At 52.3% G+C, this 17,718-nt stretch carries 12 protein-coding genes; 5 read left to right on the forward strand and 7 right to left on the reverse strand.

Annotated features, from left to right (window positions below; translation table 11 throughout):
* Position 1: 1 nt before the first annotated feature.
* Both thiG and thiH read left to right on the forward strand, forming a co-directional pair.
* Positions 2–772, forward strand: coding sequence for a thiazole synthase (thiG, locus tag ACMGGS_RS04770; RefSeq protein ID WP_414165243.1), 771 nt, complete (start codon positions 2–4; stop codon positions 770–772).
* Entirely contained in the window at positions 769–1,896 is a 1,128-nt protein-coding gene (gene thiH / locus ACMGGS_RS04775) for a 2-iminoacetate synthase ThiH (RefSeq protein ID WP_414165244.1), read from the forward strand. Before thiG ends, thiH begins: the two co-directional genes overlap by 4 nt.
* 159 nt (positions 1,897–2,055) lie before the next feature.
* Here the strand turns inward: thiH and ACMGGS_RS04780 are convergent, their stop codons facing one another.
* Entirely contained in the window at positions 2,056–3,201 is a 1,146-nt protein-coding gene (locus ACMGGS_RS04780) for an SIS domain-containing protein (RefSeq protein WP_414165245.1), read from the reverse strand.
* Position 3,202: 1 nt separating this feature from the next.
* Between ACMGGS_RS04780 and ACMGGS_RS04785 the strand changes: the two genes are divergently transcribed.
* On the forward strand, positions 3,203–4,027 hold the full coding sequence (locus tag ACMGGS_RS04785; RefSeq protein WP_414165246.1) for a GntR family transcriptional regulator: 825 nt from the start codon (positions 3,203–3,205) through the stop codon (positions 4,025–4,027).
* On the opposite strand, the gene ACMGGS_RS04790 is transcribed toward ACMGGS_RS04785, so the two are convergent.
* Together ACMGGS_RS04790 and ACMGGS_RS04795 are read right to left on the reverse strand one after the other, a co-directional pair.
* Entirely contained in the window at positions 4,017–5,330 is a 1,314-nt protein-coding gene (locus ACMGGS_RS04790; RefSeq protein ID WP_414165247.1) for a 6-phospho-beta-glucosidase, read from the reverse strand. The genes ACMGGS_RS04785 and ACMGGS_RS04790 overlap by 11 nt on opposite strands.
* Positions 5,330–6,670 (reverse strand): PTS sugar transporter subunit IIC, encoded by a 1,341-nt coding sequence (locus tag ACMGGS_RS04795; protein ID WP_414165248.1) that lies wholly within the window; start codon positions 6,668–6,670, stop codon positions 5,330–5,332. The genes ACMGGS_RS04790 and ACMGGS_RS04795 overlap by 1 nt, the downstream gene beginning before the upstream one ends.
* A 331-nt stretch (positions 6,671–7,001) precedes the next feature.
* Between ACMGGS_RS04795 and ACMGGS_RS04800 the strand changes: the two genes are divergently transcribed.
* A complete protein-coding gene (locus tag ACMGGS_RS04800) occupies positions 7,002–7,307 on the forward strand; it encodes a PTS sugar transporter subunit IIB (protein WP_103678670.1) in 306 nt (101 codons plus the stop codon).
* Positions 7,308–7,311: 4 nt separating this feature from the next.
* Positions 7,312–7,629, forward strand: a complete 318-nt coding sequence (locus ACMGGS_RS04805; RefSeq protein ID WP_194207312.1) for a PTS lactose/cellobiose transporter subunit IIA — start codon at positions 7,312–7,314, stop codon at positions 7,627–7,629.
* A 199-nt stretch (positions 7,630–7,828) separates the two neighbouring features.
* Here the strand turns inward: ACMGGS_RS04805 and ACMGGS_RS04810 are convergent, their stop codons facing one another.
* From ACMGGS_RS04810 to rpoC, 4 genes are all read right to left on the reverse strand, one after another.
* Positions 7,829–10,513, reverse strand: a complete 2,685-nt coding sequence (locus tag ACMGGS_RS04810; RefSeq protein WP_414165249.1) for a hypothetical protein — start codon at positions 10,511–10,513, stop codon at positions 7,829–7,831.
* On the reverse strand, positions 10,506–12,014 hold the full coding sequence (locus ACMGGS_RS04815; protein ID WP_414165250.1) for a purine-cytosine permease family protein: 1,509 nt from the start codon (positions 12,012–12,014) through the stop codon (positions 10,506–10,508). The genes ACMGGS_RS04810 and ACMGGS_RS04815 overlap by 8 nt, the downstream gene beginning before the upstream one ends.
* A gap of 1 nt (position 12,015) precedes the next feature.
* Positions 12,016–13,233, reverse strand: coding sequence for a ribokinase (gene rbsK / locus ACMGGS_RS04820; protein WP_414165251.1), 1,218 nt, complete (start codon positions 13,231–13,233; stop codon positions 12,016–12,018).
* 251 nt (positions 13,234–13,484) lie between these two features.
* Positions 13,485–17,708 (reverse strand): DNA-directed RNA polymerase subunit beta', encoded by a 4,224-nt coding sequence (gene rpoC, locus ACMGGS_RS04825; RefSeq protein ID WP_176916992.1) that lies wholly within the window; start codon positions 17,706–17,708, stop codon positions 13,485–13,487.
* Between the last annotated feature and the right edge of the window lie 10 nt (positions 17,709–17,718).

Here is a 17,718-nt window from a genome sequence, read left to right on the forward strand (position 1 = left end):
CATGTTACATATTGCTGATAAGACGTTCGATTCCCATCTTTTTACCGGAACCGGTAAATTCGCCTCCTCACAGTTGATGACGGAGGCCATTCGCGCCTCGGGTAGCCAACTGGTGACGCTGGCGATGAAGCGCGTTGATTTACGCCAGCAGAACGATGCAATCCTGACACCCTTGCTGGAAGCGGGTATCACACTGCTGCCCAATACCTCCGGCGCGAAGACGGCGGAAGAAGCGATATTCGCCGCGCAACTGGCCCGCGAAGCGCTGGGTACTCGCTGGCTGAAGCTTGAAATCCATCCTGACGCCCGCTGGCTGCTGCCGGACCCGATTGAAACCCTGAAGGCCGCCGACGCGCTGGTCAAACAGGGCTTCGTTGTCCTGCCCTACTGCGGTGCCGATCCGGTGCTGTGTAAGCGTCTCGAAGAGATCGGCTGCGCCGCCGTTATGCCGCTCGGTGCGCCGATTGGCTCGAATCAGGGGCTGGAAACCCGCTCCATGCTGGAGATTATTATCGAGCAGGCAACGGTGCCGGTGGTGGTGGATGCCGGGATTGGCGCGCCCAGCCATGCGGCGCAGGCGCTGGAAATGGGCGCTGATGCCGTACTGGTTAATACGGCGATTGCAGTGGCCGACGATCCGGTGATGATGGCGAACGCGTTCCGTCTGGCTGTCGAGGCAGGCATCCTGGCGCGTCAGGCTGTGCCGGGCGCGCGCAGCAGCCAGGCCGTTGCCACCAGCCCGCTGACAGGCTTTCTGGAGGCCAGCGCATGAAAACCTTTACCGACCACTGGCGCACGCTGGACTGGGATGACCTTCGCCTGCGCATCAATGCCAAAACGCCTGCCGATGTAGAGCGGGCGCTTAACGCGACGCACCCGACGCGCGACGATATGATGGCCCTGCTCTCACCTGCCGCCAGTAACTATCTGGAGCCGCTGGCGCAACGGGCGCAGCGCCTGACCCGCCAGCGCTTCGGCAACACGGTCAGCTTTTATGTCCCGCTCTACCTCTCCAACCTGTGCGCCAACGACTGCACTTACTGCGGCTTCTCAATGAGTAACCGTATCAAGCGTAAAACGCTGGATGAGGCGGAGATCGCCCGCGAATGCGATGCCATCCGGGAAATGGGATTTGAGCATTTGCTGCTGGTCACTGGCGAACATCAGGGCAAAGTCGGCATGGATTACTTTCGCCGTCATCTGCCTGCGATTCGCCATCGTTTCGCCTCCCTGCAAATGGAAGTACAGCCGCTGGCGCAGGAAGAGTATGCCGAACTGAAAACGCTTGGCCTGGACGGTGTGATGGTCTATCAGGAAACGTACCATGAGGCCGAATACGCCCGGCACCACCTGAAAGGCAAAAAGCAGGATTTCTTCTGGCGGCTGGAAACGCCGGATCGTCTCGGACGGGCGGGGATCGACAAGATCGGCCTTGGCGCGCTGATTGGCTTGTCTGACAGCTGGCGTGTGGATTGCTTTATGGTAGCGGAACATTTGCTGTGGCTACAAAAGCACTACTGGCAAAGCCGCTTTTCCATCTCCTTCCCGCGTCTGCGTCCCTGCGCTGGCGGCATTGAGCCTGCTTCAATTATGGATGAGCGTCAACTGGTACAAACCATCTGCGCATTTCGCCTGCTGGCACCGGAAATTGAGCTGTCGCTGTCAACCCGTGAATCGCCGTGGTTCCGCGATCGGGTGGTGCCGCTGGCGATTAATAACGTCAGCGCGTTCTCCAAAACGCAGCCCGGCGGCTATGCCGATGACCACCCTGAACTGGAGCAGTTTTCACCGCACGACGGACGTCGCCCGCAGGAAGTGGCCGATGCCCTCGCCGCACGTGGCCTGCAACCGGTCTGGAAGGACTGGGACAACTTTCTGGGACGCGTCTCGCAATAATCACGCAAGCCAGTGTCGGAAGATGAAAAAGCGTCCGTAACGCCTCGCAAAGCGCGCGTCGGGAAGTGGAAACCCATTTCCCGACGCTTTACGCTCTCTCCGTCAGCAAAGGAAGCTGACCAGGGCGGAATGCTTTCCTCTCACCGCCCTGCCTCACGCTCAGTAGACGGTGACTTTTGCGACTTTCGCTACTTTACCGTCGCGGGAAGGATTATCCGGGGTGACGCCGAGTGCGATGGCCCGGTACAGACCCGCCAGCTGAGCAAACAGAACGTAGAGCATGGCGGAAAATGACTCATGGAACTGGGCCAGTTCCGGACTGGCAAAATGGTAGTAACGATCGCAGACGTCATGGTTGTCAGGCAGCGCCTCATGACCAATACCGATAATCTGCGCCTCGGCGCTGCGCTCGCGGGTTAGCTCGCTCATCATGTCCAGATCATAGCGGCGGATCTCAGGACGCGCAGCGATATAACCCACCACGGTCGCATCGCGATTGACGGTCAGCTTCGGCCCGTGGCGGAATTCCAGCATCGAATGCCAGGCGGTCATGATGCGCCCGTTGCCCATCTCCAGCAGTTTGAGACTGGTTTCGCAGGCGATGGCTTTCAGAGAGAGCGCGCCTACGGCCACCATATTGTCACGTGGTTCTGCGGCCCATTGCTCAATATCTGCGGCGTAGTTGTCGAGGAAGTACGCTGCACCACGCTGAAGTACAGGCAGCACACGCTCCAGCTCCGGCCAACGCTCCGGAGCCAGCAGCAGCATGATGTACCACATGGGCACGGTAAACTCGGAGGTCGCGGCAAAGCTGCCATTGGAGGTACCTTCCGGCACGGCGACAAACAGTCCGTTCACGTGCTCGCTGGCTAGCTGTGCCAGACGGCTTTGCGCGTTATTGGTAATAGCAATATGCGCCGTGCCCGGATGCGCCGCCAGTTGCCGCTCCACGACCTTAACGGTTTCTGGCGTATTGCCGGAGCTACTGACTGACACCAGGATGAGATTTCCGCAGGCGATTTCCGGTGCCAGCACCAGATCCGTCGCCGGGATCACCTCGACCTGGCGGGGTAATACGCTGCGTAACCAGTTAATGCTGGCCTGCGCCGCCAGCAGAGACGATCCCGCGCCGGTAATGATGATGCGGCTTTCGGCATCGCACTTTTTCCAGAAGGCGTTGATGCCCTCGCGTTGCGCGTTTACCAGGGCCAACCCTTCCTGCCACAGACGCGGCTGATTCACTATTGCCTCGGCGGTTAACGCCGCGCCTTTTTCCTGCCACCAGCTTTCGTTATGATTCAGCATAATGATTTTCCAGATTTTGTTATCCTTACGTCTGGCGAACGTGGTGCCATCGCATTCCGACGCCAGTCTTTTAATGAATCTCTCCGGGACCGCCATGAAGCCAGTCTATATTCTGATCCGCGACACGCTCAGGCGTGATATTCAAAACCAGAAGTATCCCGTCGGTGCACTCATCCCTTCTGAGCGCGAGCTGGCGGAAACGTATCAGGTAACGCGCGCTACGGTTCAGAAAGCCATTGCCCATATGCAGCAGGAAGGCCTGGTGAAAAAAATCGTTGGCAAAGGCACGTTCGTTTGCCGGACCTTCGCTCCCCCGGTTTACCTGCTTAACCCGGAAGGGAAAAACAGCGCGCTGGGCGTCACTCAGGAACTGAGCGAAAAGGCGACCATCACCAGCCGGCTGGTTTACCATGTTCAGCAGCCGGCGGGCGCGCATCTCGCCAGCCAGTTCGGCGTATCACCGGATGAGCCGGTTCACGCCATTCGCCGCGTGCGTCTCTTCGATGGCGTCCCGGCCCTGATCGAAGACAGCTATATTCCGCTGGGCATCGTCGCCACGATTGACGACGACACGTTACAGCACCACTCCCTGTACACTTTTATCGAAAAAGCCTGCCAGCAAAAAATTGGCGGCACGGATTCCGAAGTAGCCGCCAGCCTGTTTGATGCGGAAATGGCGAAGCTGCTGAGCGTCCCGGTTAACTCTCCGATGCTGCATATTAAGGAGCGCACGTGGCTGGCCGACGGCACGGTGTTTAACTACTCCTGGAGTTATAACCGTGGCGACCTGTTCCGCATGCGCAGCCATAAAGTGCTTACGCCCTGAAAAACTGCGGCAGATAGTCGCGATGGGCTTCCAGCAGTTCGTCCAGCACAACCTTCGCGACTTTGCCCGACGGCACCAGTGGATTGAGCGTAAGCGCCTGCAACGCCGCGCCGTAGCTGCCAGTAACGGCTGCCTCTACCGCCATCTCTTCCCAGGATTTCATTACAGACACCAGGCCGGAGACGGTGGACGGCAACGGATCGTTATTTAACGGAATCGCACCGTAGCGACCAATCACGCAGGTGGTTTCAATCGCAACGTTATCCGGTAACGAGCGAATTGCGCCGTTATTGCGCACGTTCACCGTCATCAACAAATTCTTATCGTTGTAGATAGCGCTGATTAGCTCACAGGCGGCTTCGGAGTAATACGCCCCGCCGCGCTGTTCAAGCTGCTTCGGCTTTTCATGCAGGTCGGGATTTTTATACAGCTCAAACAATTCATGCTCGACGGCTTTCACCACTTCGCCGCGCGTGCCGTGTTCGGCATACTCATGCAGCTGTTTTTCCAGCACGTCGCTGGTGGTGTAGTAATACTGGTGATACGGGCAGGGAATGACGCCCAGATGCTGAATTTGCTCCTGTAGCCACGGAATATCGGGGATATTTTTCGGCTTATGCTCGCTGTCATACTTCAGGTTTTTCAGCACTTCCGGCATCACATCTTTACCGTCCATATAGACATGCGTGCCGTATAAGAAGTGGTTCAACCCCACCAGTTGCAACAGGAAGCGGGATTTATCTACGCCGAGGATCTCCGCCACCATCCGCTGCATGGACTGCGAAAGGTTACACAAGCCGACGCATTTAATCCGGCTATGTTTGATGACCGCTTCCGTCACAATACCGCTTGGATTGGTAAAGTTGATAAGCCACGCATCCGGACATAGCTCTTCCATATCGCGGCAAATATCCAGGATCACCGGGATAGTGCGCAGCGCTTTTGCCAGCCCGCCCGCACCGTTGGTCTCCTGGCCAATCAGGCCGTGAGAAAGCGGAATACGTTCGTCTTTGATACGCGCATCCAGTTGCCCTACCCGTAGCTGCGTCGTCACAAAGTCGGCATCCTTCAGCGCTTCACGACGGTCAAGCGTAAGGTGGATCTGGCAGTCGATGCCCGCCGCTTCCACCATTCGTTTTGCCAGATTGCCGACGATTTCGAGCTTCTCCCGACCGGCCTCCACGTCTACCAGCCAGATTTCGCCAATCGGTAACTCATGATACCGCTGAATAAAACCTTCTATAATTTCTGGGGTATAAGAGCTACCGCCGCCGATAGTGACTATCTTAAGTTTCTTATTCATTATGCGGTCCTTGTAATATTCTGTTCGGATAATTCATCTGTCATTTCTGTTTTCAGGCTAACTTCATCGCGCAAATATTGTCGATCCAGTGTCATCACAAAGGGATAATAAATTGTCATCGCCACGATGAGGTTTATCGCCTGGAATAACATCCCTTTCCAGCCACAGATCAGAAAGCCACTAATAAAAATTGGCGTTGTCCAGGGGATTTCCAGCCCGGAGGTTAACGGCAGAAAACCGCTTGCCATCGCACTATAGGTAATCACGCAAAGCACGACTGGCACGAGAATAAATGGAATAAGCAGTAGTGGATTAAGTGCAATGGGCACGCCAAAAATAATGGGTTCGTTAATATTAAAAATGGCAGCCGGCGTTGCTAATTTTGCAATTTCACGCATACGCTTACTTTTGGCGCGAAACAACATCACCAGCAGCATGGCCAGCGTAAAGCCGGTGCCGCCGCAAATCAGGAAGACGTCGCGGAACTGTTGCGTAATGATATTCACAGGCGCTAAACCGCTTTTCATCGCCTGCAAATTTTCCAGGGTCAGCGAACGCCAGACCGGCCCCATGATCGCTGTGACGATAGAGTCGCCATGCAGACCAAAGAACCAAAAGAAGCTGATAAAAAATTCAGCGATCATCTGTGAAGGCAGCGTGTTGCCCAGCTTCATCATTGGCGCTTGCAGGACCGTGAAAATCATCTCTTGCACGGTGCCATACGTCGTGTATTCAAACAGCAGACGTATTAACCAGAAAAACAGCACGATTAATAATGAAGGAATGAGTGAACTGAAGCTATTCGCTACCGCCGGGGGCACGCTATCCGGCATGGTAATCATCAGGCGGGGATGGCTGCACAGACGATAAAGTCTGACCGCGATGAGCGTTACAATAATTGACAGGAATAACCCCTGGGCACCTAAAGCAAAAACCGGGATCACATCGCTGATCGCCCCACCCTGCTCCTGCAGCAGTTTAAATGGGGTAATAATCATAAAACAGACCAGCGAAATAAGTGCACAGGATATTTCATTAAGCTGCCAGCGTTTCGCCATACTGATACTGATGCTGACAACCACCAACAGCGCCATGATTGAATAGGTTGCATCAAGAATATAATTAAGCTGGCTAATGAATTTATCGCCAAACAAACCAACGATAAAATCGCTGTATCCAGGGAAAGGCAAGTTGGCGATCAGTAAAAATAAGGAGCCAATAATCAGGAACGGCATAATCCTGATAAAACCATCCTTGATCGCAGAAAGATAATCGTTGCTTTCAATTTTCATTGCCAGCGGCAATAAATTTCTTTCCATCACTTCAGTGAACTTATTCATATCATTCTCACTGTCCTTGCATTGGCTAAGTGGTATATACCACCATGACGCGATAATATTTACAGCTGCTTTTTGTGTCAATGGCTGATGAGTTGAACAGTGAGGATTAAACGTGTTTTGTGACTGGAGGCACATTTGAAAGTCACCTGTTCCCCGACACGGTTCAGTTCGCCAATCGTATGAGCGCCCGTCGATTCAATGACAAAATGTAACCGGTTTCAGTTTTTTGATGATTTCTTTGTGATGCCTTACACACATTCAACGCAAAAGCGTTGTCTGTCGCGCCTTCAAAGGATAATGATTAAGGACCAAGGAACATTGAGGGCTAGTTATGAAGAACATCGTTTTATGCTGTGCTGCCGGTATGTCCACCAGCATGTTAGTTCAACGTATGAAGGATGCGGCTCAGAAGAAAGGAGTCGAGGTGTCGATCAAAGCTGTGCCGGTCGCTGAGTTTAATGACAATATCGCTACCGCTGATATCGTTTTACTGGGGCCACAGGTGAAATACGAGCAGGCAAAATTACAGGCACAGGCCGACCCGCTGGGCAAAAAAGTCGCGGTTATCGATATGATGGATTACGGCATGATGAAAGGTGATGTCGTACTTGAGAAAGCCCTCAAGCTAATGGAGTAACGTTGTGGAAGATTTAGAAACGATCATTATGGAGCTGTTGGTGAATGCTGGCGCAGCACGCAGCCAGGCATTAACGGCGCTACAACTGGCGCGTAAAGGCGACTTTACTGGCGCAGAGCAGGCCATGGAAGAATCCCGCGAATACGTTAAGCATGCGCATAAAATCCAGACGCAGCTTATCGGTATTGATGAAGGGGCTGGTAAACTGCCGGTCAATCTGATCACCGTCCACTCTCAGGATCACCTGATGAACGCCATGGTGATTCAGGATCTGGCGGGTGACATGATTGAGTTATACCGTCGTTTGCCGCTGGTGAATTAATCCCTGCCTGACTATTTCCCGAAGCCTCGCAGCTTCGGGAGATTTTTTATAAAGTATCTCTCTCGCCTTACCGTAACCGTACTTACCCTCATTTCTGCCAGAGCGAAACACAAGATGCCGTTGATTTCCGAAGGATGTGAAGAACGTGCTATGTCTGAGCCAGTCACCTGACGTCACTGGCTCAGAATGCGCGTCATCCTTATGAATGCAGGAATTTGCTGACAATCTTAACGACGTTATTTGTGCGCAGGTAGGGTGCAGCCGTAAGCCCGCAAGCGTCTGGCCTCTCTCCCTGCCATGCGCTTTTCGCATAATAATGATTAGCAGCGGAAGGATAAACCACTATAGTCAGCGTATTCTCTTTGCGGAGTCGATGTGCAGATAACATAAACCGATAGTCTGGCCATCCTTTTTCTCCAATTTTCTCGCCGTTAAGCCAGACCTCTACACAGCCGGATACCTCGGGTAAATATAGCTGTGCATCATCGATAATAGCGTCAAGTTCAAAGTTAAGCTGGTAACGCCCCACTCCACACCAGTCTTCTAACCCTTGCGTTTCCCATCCCTGATTGACATCAACAGGACGGGAAATATTATCAGCCATCAGTTGCCAGTTGCTGTCCAGCGCGATACTGCGTGTTCGCTCATTGGTCTGAAGAGAAAAGCAACGAACGGCCCATGCGTCTACTCTGACGGGATAACTCTCGTTTACATCTTCTGCCAGACAGTGAACCTCTCCTGTGGCGATATCCCATTCATAGAGCTGTCCACACAGCGTGGGGAAGTGCAACCAGGCATACAGCGGCGTGTCGTTATCATTGAACAACGTGATGTACTGTGCGTCGTCGTCATGCGTTATCCGCGTCCAGACCTGCTTACCCTGTGATTCAAATTCAATGTAAGGACGTTCGGTTTTAAGGTTGTCAGGGAATTCGTCCTGCATAAAACAGCATTGAGCATGATTATCAATAAGCCTTCTCAGGCGCTCATTAAGCCCATTATCTGCGCCCTTCTCTTCGCTATGCGTTATTTCGCCTCCTGCTACCAGTAATCGTCCGCCAGCGTGAACAAAGCGCTCCAGTTGCTGTAGTGTTTCAGCGGACTTTACGACTTTCATATCAGGTAATAACAACGCAGCGTAGCGTTCACCGTTGATTAGACGATCCTGCGCCTGCAATAAATTCTCTTCATCAATAAAGAAATATTCATAGCCTTCTGCGCTGAGTTTCTGTGCCCATCTGGCTCCAGTTGCGCCTTCTTCGCCATCAATACCGAAATACCAGAATGTGCGTTTCGGATAGATCACACCGATGTCTATATAAGGATTGCCGGCGTCAAGAAACTCGGCAAGGCGACCAGACTCATGTGCAAAGCTGGCATGGAAAGGGTACCAGGGCTGAAAGTTAATGCCGGGGGCAAAATCAAAACGTGGATTACTTAACACGCTGTCATCTGCGGTTCCATCCGTTAACCAGAAAGCATGCATCAAAAATTGCCTTGCTCCCAGCAGATGATGACGAAACGCTTGTCTTCGGGTTTCGTGCAATGAAAGTTCCCATTGCCCCGCCGCAAAATGCGTGCCCGGTCGCACGCGAGCATAATATTGCTCAACGATACACCCTTTGCGTCCATGAGCGCGGGCAACGGAATCACCGACTTTTGCCGCCATCTGTGGCTCGTTATTACGAGAATCAACCGCAGTGATATCCCGCCAGCCATCAAGCGCAAAGTAATCCATTGCAAAATTACAGCGGTTATCCTCAGTAATAATTTTACTGGCAAAATCCCAGCTACTGACATGGCCCAATACTTCGTGGCCGCTGAGCAGTACATTTCGCTGGCGGCACCACGCAGCAAGCTCGCCAAAAAAAGAGGTCATTGCAAGCTGTGAGTAGCATGAAAAAAATTCGCAGCGTCGCCGGGCGGTGCGCTCGCCAATATCCATGACCAGTGACAGTAAGATCTCAGGTAACTGGCCGCCCTTCATTTTCAACGCATCAATGAGGCGATGATCAAACATTAGAGAGGATTTCACCGATCCTGAATGTTCATTCCACTGCCAGAAACAACTGTGTGGCTGGTCAAAAAACATATAAGCGACCGTCTTCCCAAAATGCTCGCCAAAGGCACGCGCATAGGGTTCATAACCGACACGAATAAAGTTCTTCGCCGCTTCAGGCATCAGGTAATTAATCATTCTTGAAGTACGACAACGCGCAGCGGTAAACAGGGTCACGATCGTTTTCTCCCGCCACGGCAGCGTGTCGACATCAAATTCCACGCGTAGTCCATCCTGTGACGTTTCTACCACCCGGGCAAGAGAAGCAACATCGACGATGCTATCCGTATCGAATGAAGAGAAAGCCGGAGTAGCATAGGCAGCCACAATTTCCCATTCATCCCAGGCAGGTTTACCGTCTTCAAATATCCATTCCATACCGCACTGTTGTAAGGCCTGAGCATCAGCAGAGCGGATACCGGAAATGGCACAGGTAATAACTTTTTCTAACGCAGTGCCGTGCGCCTGGCTCCAGAAGAGGTGTCGCTCACGCAGCTCATCATGCCCGGCAACCGTTCTTCCACCAGCATGTCCGGACAGCCAGTTGTAATCGTCATACACGCCCATCATCAGCCCCATGTCAGCCGCTTTATCAGCGGTATAACGACAGGCGGCCAGCCATTCATCACTCAGATATTGTTCCAGCGGCAGGCTTAAACGTGCAGCAATCTGAAACGATCCGTATCCCCCTTCCCGCAATTGCAATAATTGCTGGTCGATCTGCTGATGACTCGGGATGGTATGCCAGAACCAGTAGGTTGCAGGAAGATGCCAGACATCCGGCTTCTGAAAACGTTGTAATAGATCGGATAAAGGCTTATTCATGGCGATTTTCCTTTACGCTGACCTTATGTGTGAGCACCTCAAAATGACAGACATAGGTCAATACCGCATACAGCGCGGCCCCTACAATCATCGCCACAACCACGCCGATATTCGCAGTAGCAAACACGCTGGTTTTGGTTTCCTCGGTTAGTAAAAATCCAACAAGATGCGCAATCCACGGATCGCCAGAGGTAATGGTTCCCATCCCTACGACTGATGCAATGAAAAGCGACAGCAAGGCCGTCCAGCGTCCATTGCGTCCACCAGCCCCCGCAGGTCGAGCCATGTCCGGGTTCCAGCCCAGTCGCTTCTGCCGGGCAAAATCCACCAGTTGAATGGCTCCCATTGATCCCAGTACGACAGATACCGTTGCCAGGAAGGACTGGAAGGTCGCCAGAAAAGAGTCAGAGACAAACAGTAAATAGAAAGCGCCGAAGGCGATGATAACGGCATTAATCGCTGTCGTGGTGGAGCGACTGGCCGGAACGCCCATCGCCAGTAGCGCAAGACCTGAGCTATACACCCCGGTAATTGCCGCCGCCAGCAGGGAAATGATAATCACAATAGAAAAAGGGACGTAAAACCAGAACGGCAGGAAAGACGTTAACGCGGCAATAGGCTCGGACGCAGCAGCACCACTCAGGGCAGGATTACTGTCCGCCAGTAATACGCCGAGGATCAGCAGGATAGAAACCGGAAGGGATATTCCCGTTGCGGTCCAGAAAATAACTTTGTTCGCGGAGGTATTACGCGGAAGATAGCGGGCAAAGTCGCCGCCATAGTTGAGGAAACCCAGCCCCACCATGGTCATTGCCATGACCATGCCCCCAATAAATGTTAACAGGCCGGCATCAGGCGTGGTGCCCGACTGGGACCAGTGAATGTGCGGCAGGATCAAAATGATAAAGATAATGCTCATCCCGCCTGTCAGCCATGCGATGTATTTTTCTACTTTCATGATCAACTGGTGACCATAAATCGCAATCGACATCGTTAATACCAGCGTCACGATGAACCAACCCAGCAGGCAAGCCAGAGTAGGATGCCCTCCCTCTGCAGCAAAAACACCGGGCCATAACGTCGCAAATAGCGACGCTCCCGTCGTGGAAGAAAGGGTAATAATCGTTACCTTCCATCCCATATTCGAGATGTAAGCGAACAGTGTCGGAATTTTATTGCCATGATAGCCAAATGCAAAACGCGTCTGAGTGAGTGTCGGCAGACCCGTCCTTGGACCGCCAACGGCGAGGATACCTACCAACATACTGGAGAGAAAATATCCGGCCACACCCGCGATGATCGCCTGCCACAAGCTTAGCCCCAACGAATAAACATAAATCCCGTAAGTAATCCCGAGGATCGAAACGTTCCATGAAAACCAGATAGGGAAAAGCCCGGCTGGCGTACCATAACGCTCTCCATCAGTAACCGGGTTGACGCCATTGGTTTCAACTCTCATCGGCCCCGACGTATCAACCTTACTTTGTACTTGAGTCGTCATCTTATTTCCTTTCATATTGAGCGAGTCGTGATAATACGTTTTGATATTCGGGCATGCTGGAAGCTCCTTCACGCTCCACTGCCAGAGAAGCGAAAGCGGAAGCAAATTTTGCAGCGGAAATCAGTGATTGCTCCTGCGCGATGGCAGCCGCAAATGCACCATTAAACGCATCTCCCGCGCCGGTAGTATCGACACTCAAGGCTTTAAGCGCCGGAATATGGGTAAACTTGCTCCCCTCGTATATCAATGCACCTTGTGAACCCATAGTGATAATAATGTCTTTAGCACCTATTGCTCTGATCGCCTGCGCCGCTTTTTTTGCACTATCTATATCATTAACTTCAATGCCTGACATCATTGAGGCTTCAGTTTCGTTAGGAGTTAAATAGTCAACCCAGGGAAGGCATTCTATGGTACGGGCCGAGTAAGGTGCAGGGTTGAGAATGGTCTTCGCGCCCAGTTGAGACGCCATCATCAATGCTTTATGCGTCGCCTCAAAGTTATTTTCAAGTTGGGTTAAAAATATTTTTGCATCTGCCATCTCACTGGCAATACTGGATACTTCACTTTCTGTAATATGTTGATTAGCTCCGGAATGAATCGCTATCATGTTTTCACCCGCAGGCTGTGAAACATATATTATTGCGCTACCTGTTTTATACTCTTCATCCTGGTAGAGGGTAAAACTACTGATGTCTGATGAAGAAAGGTGATCACGAGCCATCTGACTAAAGTGATCTTTACCTACTTTACCCACAAAATGAACCTGAACCTGGCATTTACTTGCCGCCATAGCCTGATTTGCGCCCTTACCACCCGGACCAATGATCGTGTTGCTGGCAAGGATCGATTCACCGCTTTTTGGGAACCGATCGACTTTTGCGATAATATCAACGTTAAAAGACCCTAATATACATACTTTATTTTTCATTATTTTTATTTTCCTTTTTCTTGTGATTTTTCGCTGCATATTTACCTGATTCAATACCTTTACTATCGAGGTACCAAAATCATTAACCAGCTGAGTATGGAAAACCCGGCGCAATATTATTGCCCCGCCATGACAACGCTGAACAAATCCCTGTTTAGCAAGTATATTCAAATCATTACGGATGGTTTCTTTGCTCACATAAAATAAAATCGCAAGCTGATTAACGGTTACACGTTCATGTTTATTCAAATAGACCAATATTTCACGATGTCTCTCTTTGCTGAACATATTTTCACCTCACGCTATAGTTATATTTCGTATACGCATTCGATTCTATGAATCCTTTCACACAAATCTTTATAAAACAAAAGCAAACGGGAATTTTATAAGTAAAAACATGCAAATTCAGCAAGTTACAAGAAAAGCAACAGATGAATAACTTTTTGATAAAGCATGAAGGGAAGCGGTAATCTGCAAAAAAGAAACAAAAAAAAGCCAGTCAGGAAACCTGACTGGCTTTTTTAACACAAGGCTGGCGATTACTCGTTGTCTGAGCCGCCCAGACCTGCGTTCAGCAGTTCTGCCAGGCTGGCAGACGCATCTTCCGCAGTCACCTGCGGTGCAGCTGGCAGTTCACCCGCTGCGCGACGGCGCATACGATCCTGGTGGTACGCATAGCCGGTACCCGCCGGGATCAGACGACCGACGATAACGTTCTCTTTCAGGCCACGCAGTTCGTCGCGTTTGCCCGCAACGGCTGCTTCGGTCAGGACACGCGTGGTCTCCTGGAACGATGCGGCAGAGATGAACGATTCGGTTGCCAGAGACGCTTTGGTGATACCCAGCAGATCGCGAGCATAAGTTGCTGCGATTTTGCCATTCGCTTCCAGATCGCGGTTGGCAATCTTGACGCGGGAGTATTCTACCTGCTCGCCTTCCAGGAAGTCGGAGCTACCGGCATTTTCGATGGTTGCTTTACGCAGCATCTGACGAACGATAACTTCAATGTGCTTATCGTTAATCTTAACGCCCTGCAGACGGTAAACGTCCTGTACTTCGTTGGTGATGTAACGCGTTACCGCGTGTACGCCACGAAGACGCAGGATGTCGTGCGGCGCTTCCGGACCGTCGGAAACCACGTCACCACGTTCTACACGTTCGCCTTCAAACACGTTAAGCTGACGCCATTTCGGGATCATCTCTTCGTAAGGATCGCTACCGTCTAACGGGGTGATAACCAGACGACGTTTACCTTTGGTCTCTTTACCGAAGGAAATGATACCGCTGATTTCCGCCAGGATAGCCGGCTCTTTCGGACGACGAGCTTCGAACAGGTCCGCAACGCGCGGCAGACCACCGGTGATGTCCTTGGTACCGCCGGATTCCTGCGGAATACGCGCCAGGGTGTCACCAGAACTGATCTGAACGCCATCTTCCAGCTGCACAATCGCTTTACCCGGCAGGAAGTACTGAGCCGGCATATCGGTGCCAGGGATCAGAACATCGTTACCGTTAGCATCAACGATTTTCAGCGCCGGACGCAGGTCTTTACCCCCTGCGGTACGTTCCGCAGAGTCCAGTACCACCAGCGAAGACAGGCCGGTCAGTTCGTCAGTCTGACGGGTGATGGTCTGACCATCAAGCATGTCAGTGAAACGAATGAAACCTGCTACTTCGGTGATAACCGGCATGGTGTGTGGATCCCAGTTTGCTACGGTCTCGCCGCCAGCAACCTGCTCGCCATCACCCTTCGCCATAACCGCACCGTAAGGTACTTTATAGCTCTCTTTGGTACGACCGAATTCGTCGATCAGTTTCAGCTCGGTATTACGGGAGGTCACTACCAGTTTACCGCTGGAGTTTACAACCGACTTCGCGTTGCTGAGCTTGATGCTACCTTTGTTTTTCACCTGGATGCTGGATTCAGCAGCCGCACGAGATGCCGCACCACCGATGTGGAACGTACGCATCGTCAGCTGTGTACCCGGCTCACCGATGGACTGTGCCGCGATAACGCCGATAGCCTCACCTTTATTGATGATGTGGCCACGCGCCAAGTCACGACCGTAGCAGTGCGCACATACACCAAAGTCGGTGTCACAGGATACAACGGAACGCACTTTGACAGAGTCAACGGAGTTCTCTTCCAGCAGGTCACACCATTGTTCGTGCAGCAGCGTGTTGCGTGGAACCAGAATGTCCGCGGTACCCGGCTTCAGAATATCTTCTGCGGTCACACGACCCAGTACGCGATCGCGCAGCGGCTCTTTAACGTCACCACCCTCGATAACCGGGGTCATGGTGATGCCTTCCAGCGTGCCGCAATCGTCTTCGGTAACAACCAGGTCCTGCGCAACGTCAACCAGACGACGCGTCAGATAACCGGAGTTCGCGGTTTTCAGTGCGGTATCCGCCAGACCTTTACGCGCACCGTGAGTAGAGATGAAGTACTGAAGTACGTTCAGACCTTCACGGAAGTTCGCGGTGATCGGCGTTTCGATGATGGAGCCATCCGGCTTCGCCATCAGACCACGCATACCCGCCAGCTGACGAATCTGTGCCGCAGAACCACGCGCACCGGAGTCGGCCATCATGTAGATGCTGTTGAAAGAAACCTGCTGCTCTTCTTCGCCGTCACGGTTAATCACGGTTTCAGTTTGCAGGTTGTCCATCATCGCTTTGGATACACGATCGTTCGCCGCAGCCCAGATATCGATAACTTTGTTGTAACGTTCGCCAGCGGTTACCAGACCAGACTGGAACTGTTCCTGGATCTCAGCAACTTCAGCTTCCGCTTCAGAGATGATCTCGTGTTTTTTCTCCGGGATGACCATGTCATCGATACCAACGGATGCACCTGAACGCGCTGCATAAGCAAAGCCGGTGTACATCGTCTGGTCCGCAAAAATAACGGTCGGTTTCAGGCCCAGAATACGGTAGCAAGTGTTCAGCATTTTGGAGATCGCTTTCTTGCCCAGCGCCTGGTTGACGATGGAGAAAGGCAGACCTTTCGGTACGATCATCCACAGAATCGCACGGCCAACGGTCGTGTCTTTCAGGCTGGTTTTCGCAACGAATTCGCCGTTTTCATCTTTTTCGTATTCAGTGATACGCACTTTTACACGCGCATGCAGAGAGGCCAGGCCGGCGCGATAAATACGCTCAGCTTCTTTCGGGCCAGTCAGCACCATGCCTTCGCCTTTGGCGTTAACACAGTCACGGGTCATGTAGTACAGACCCAGTACAACGTCCTGAGACGGAACGATGATAGGTTCGCCGTTCGCCGGAGACAGAATGTTGTTGGTAGACATCATCAGCGCACGCGCTTCGAGCTGGGCTTCCAGCGTCAGCGGTACGTGAACAGCCATCTGGTCACCATCGAAGTCGGCGTTATAGGCCGCACACACCAGCGGGTGCAGCTGGATAGCTTTACCTTCGATCAGTACCGGTTCAAACGCCTGGATACCCAGACGGTGCAGTGTTGGTGCACGGTTCAGCAGTACCGGGTGTTCGCGGATCACTTCGTCGAGGATATCCCAAACGACAGCTTCTTCACGCTCAACCATTTTCTTCGCGGCTTTGATGGTGGTGGCCAGGCCACGCAGTTCCAGCTTGCCGTAGATGAACGGTTTGAACAGCTCCAGCGCCATTTTCTTCGGCAGGCCGCACTGATGCAGACGCAGGTATGGACCTACGGTGATGACAGAACGACCGGAGTAGTCAACACGCTTACCGAGCAGGTTCTGACGGAAACGACCCTGTTTACCTTTGATCATGTCGGCCAAAGATTTCAGAGGACGCTTGTTAGAACCGGTGATCGCACGACCGCGACGACCGTTATCCAGCAGGGCGTCAACCGCTTCCTGCAGCATACGTTTTTCGTTGCGTACGATGATATCCGGCGCAGCCAGATCCAGCAGACGTTTCAGACGGTTGTTACGGTTAATGACGCGACGATACAGATCGTTCAGGTCAGAGGTTGCGAAACGACCACCATCCAGCGGCACCAGCGGACGCAGATCTGGCGGCAGAACCGGCAGAACGGTCAGGATCATCCACTCTGGTTTGTTACCAGACTGAACGAACGCTTCCAGCAGCTTGATACGCTTGGTCAGCTTCTTACGCTTGGTTTCGGAGTTGGTTTCGTTCAGCTCTTCACGCAGCGTTTCACACTCTTGCTCCAGATCCATGCTCTTCAGCAGGGCCTGGATAGCTTCCGCACCCATCTTCGCGTCGAATTCGTCACCGAACTCTTCCAGCGCGTCCAGATACTGCTCTTCAGTCAGGATCTGTTGACGTTCCAGGTTGGTCATACCGCCTTCGATAACCACATAAGATTCGAAGTACAGTACGCGTTCGATATCACGCAGCGGCATATCGAGCAGCAGACCGATACGGGACGGCAGCGATTTCAGGAACCAGATGTGCGCAGTCGGAGAGGCCAGCTCGATGTGGCCCATACGCTCACGGCGCACTTTAGTCTGGGTCACTTCAACGCCGCACTTCTCACAGATCACACCGCGGTGTTTCAGGCGCTTGTACTTACCGCACAGGCACTCGTAATCTTTTACTGGCCCAAAGATACGGGCGCAGAAAAGGCCGTCACGCTCAGGTTTGAACGTACGGTAGTTGATGGTTTCTGGCTTTTTAACTTCACCAAAAGACCATGAACGGATCATGTCTGGCGAGGCCAGAGCAATTTTGATCGCATCAAACTCTTCGGTTTTAGTTTGCGCTTTCAGAAACTTTAATAAGTCTTTCACGGATTTGCTC

It is taken from the genome of Superficieibacter sp. BNK-5 (genome assembly GCF_047456055.1).
GTDB lineage: Bacteria > Pseudomonadota > Gammaproteobacteria > Enterobacterales > Enterobacteriaceae > Superficieibacter.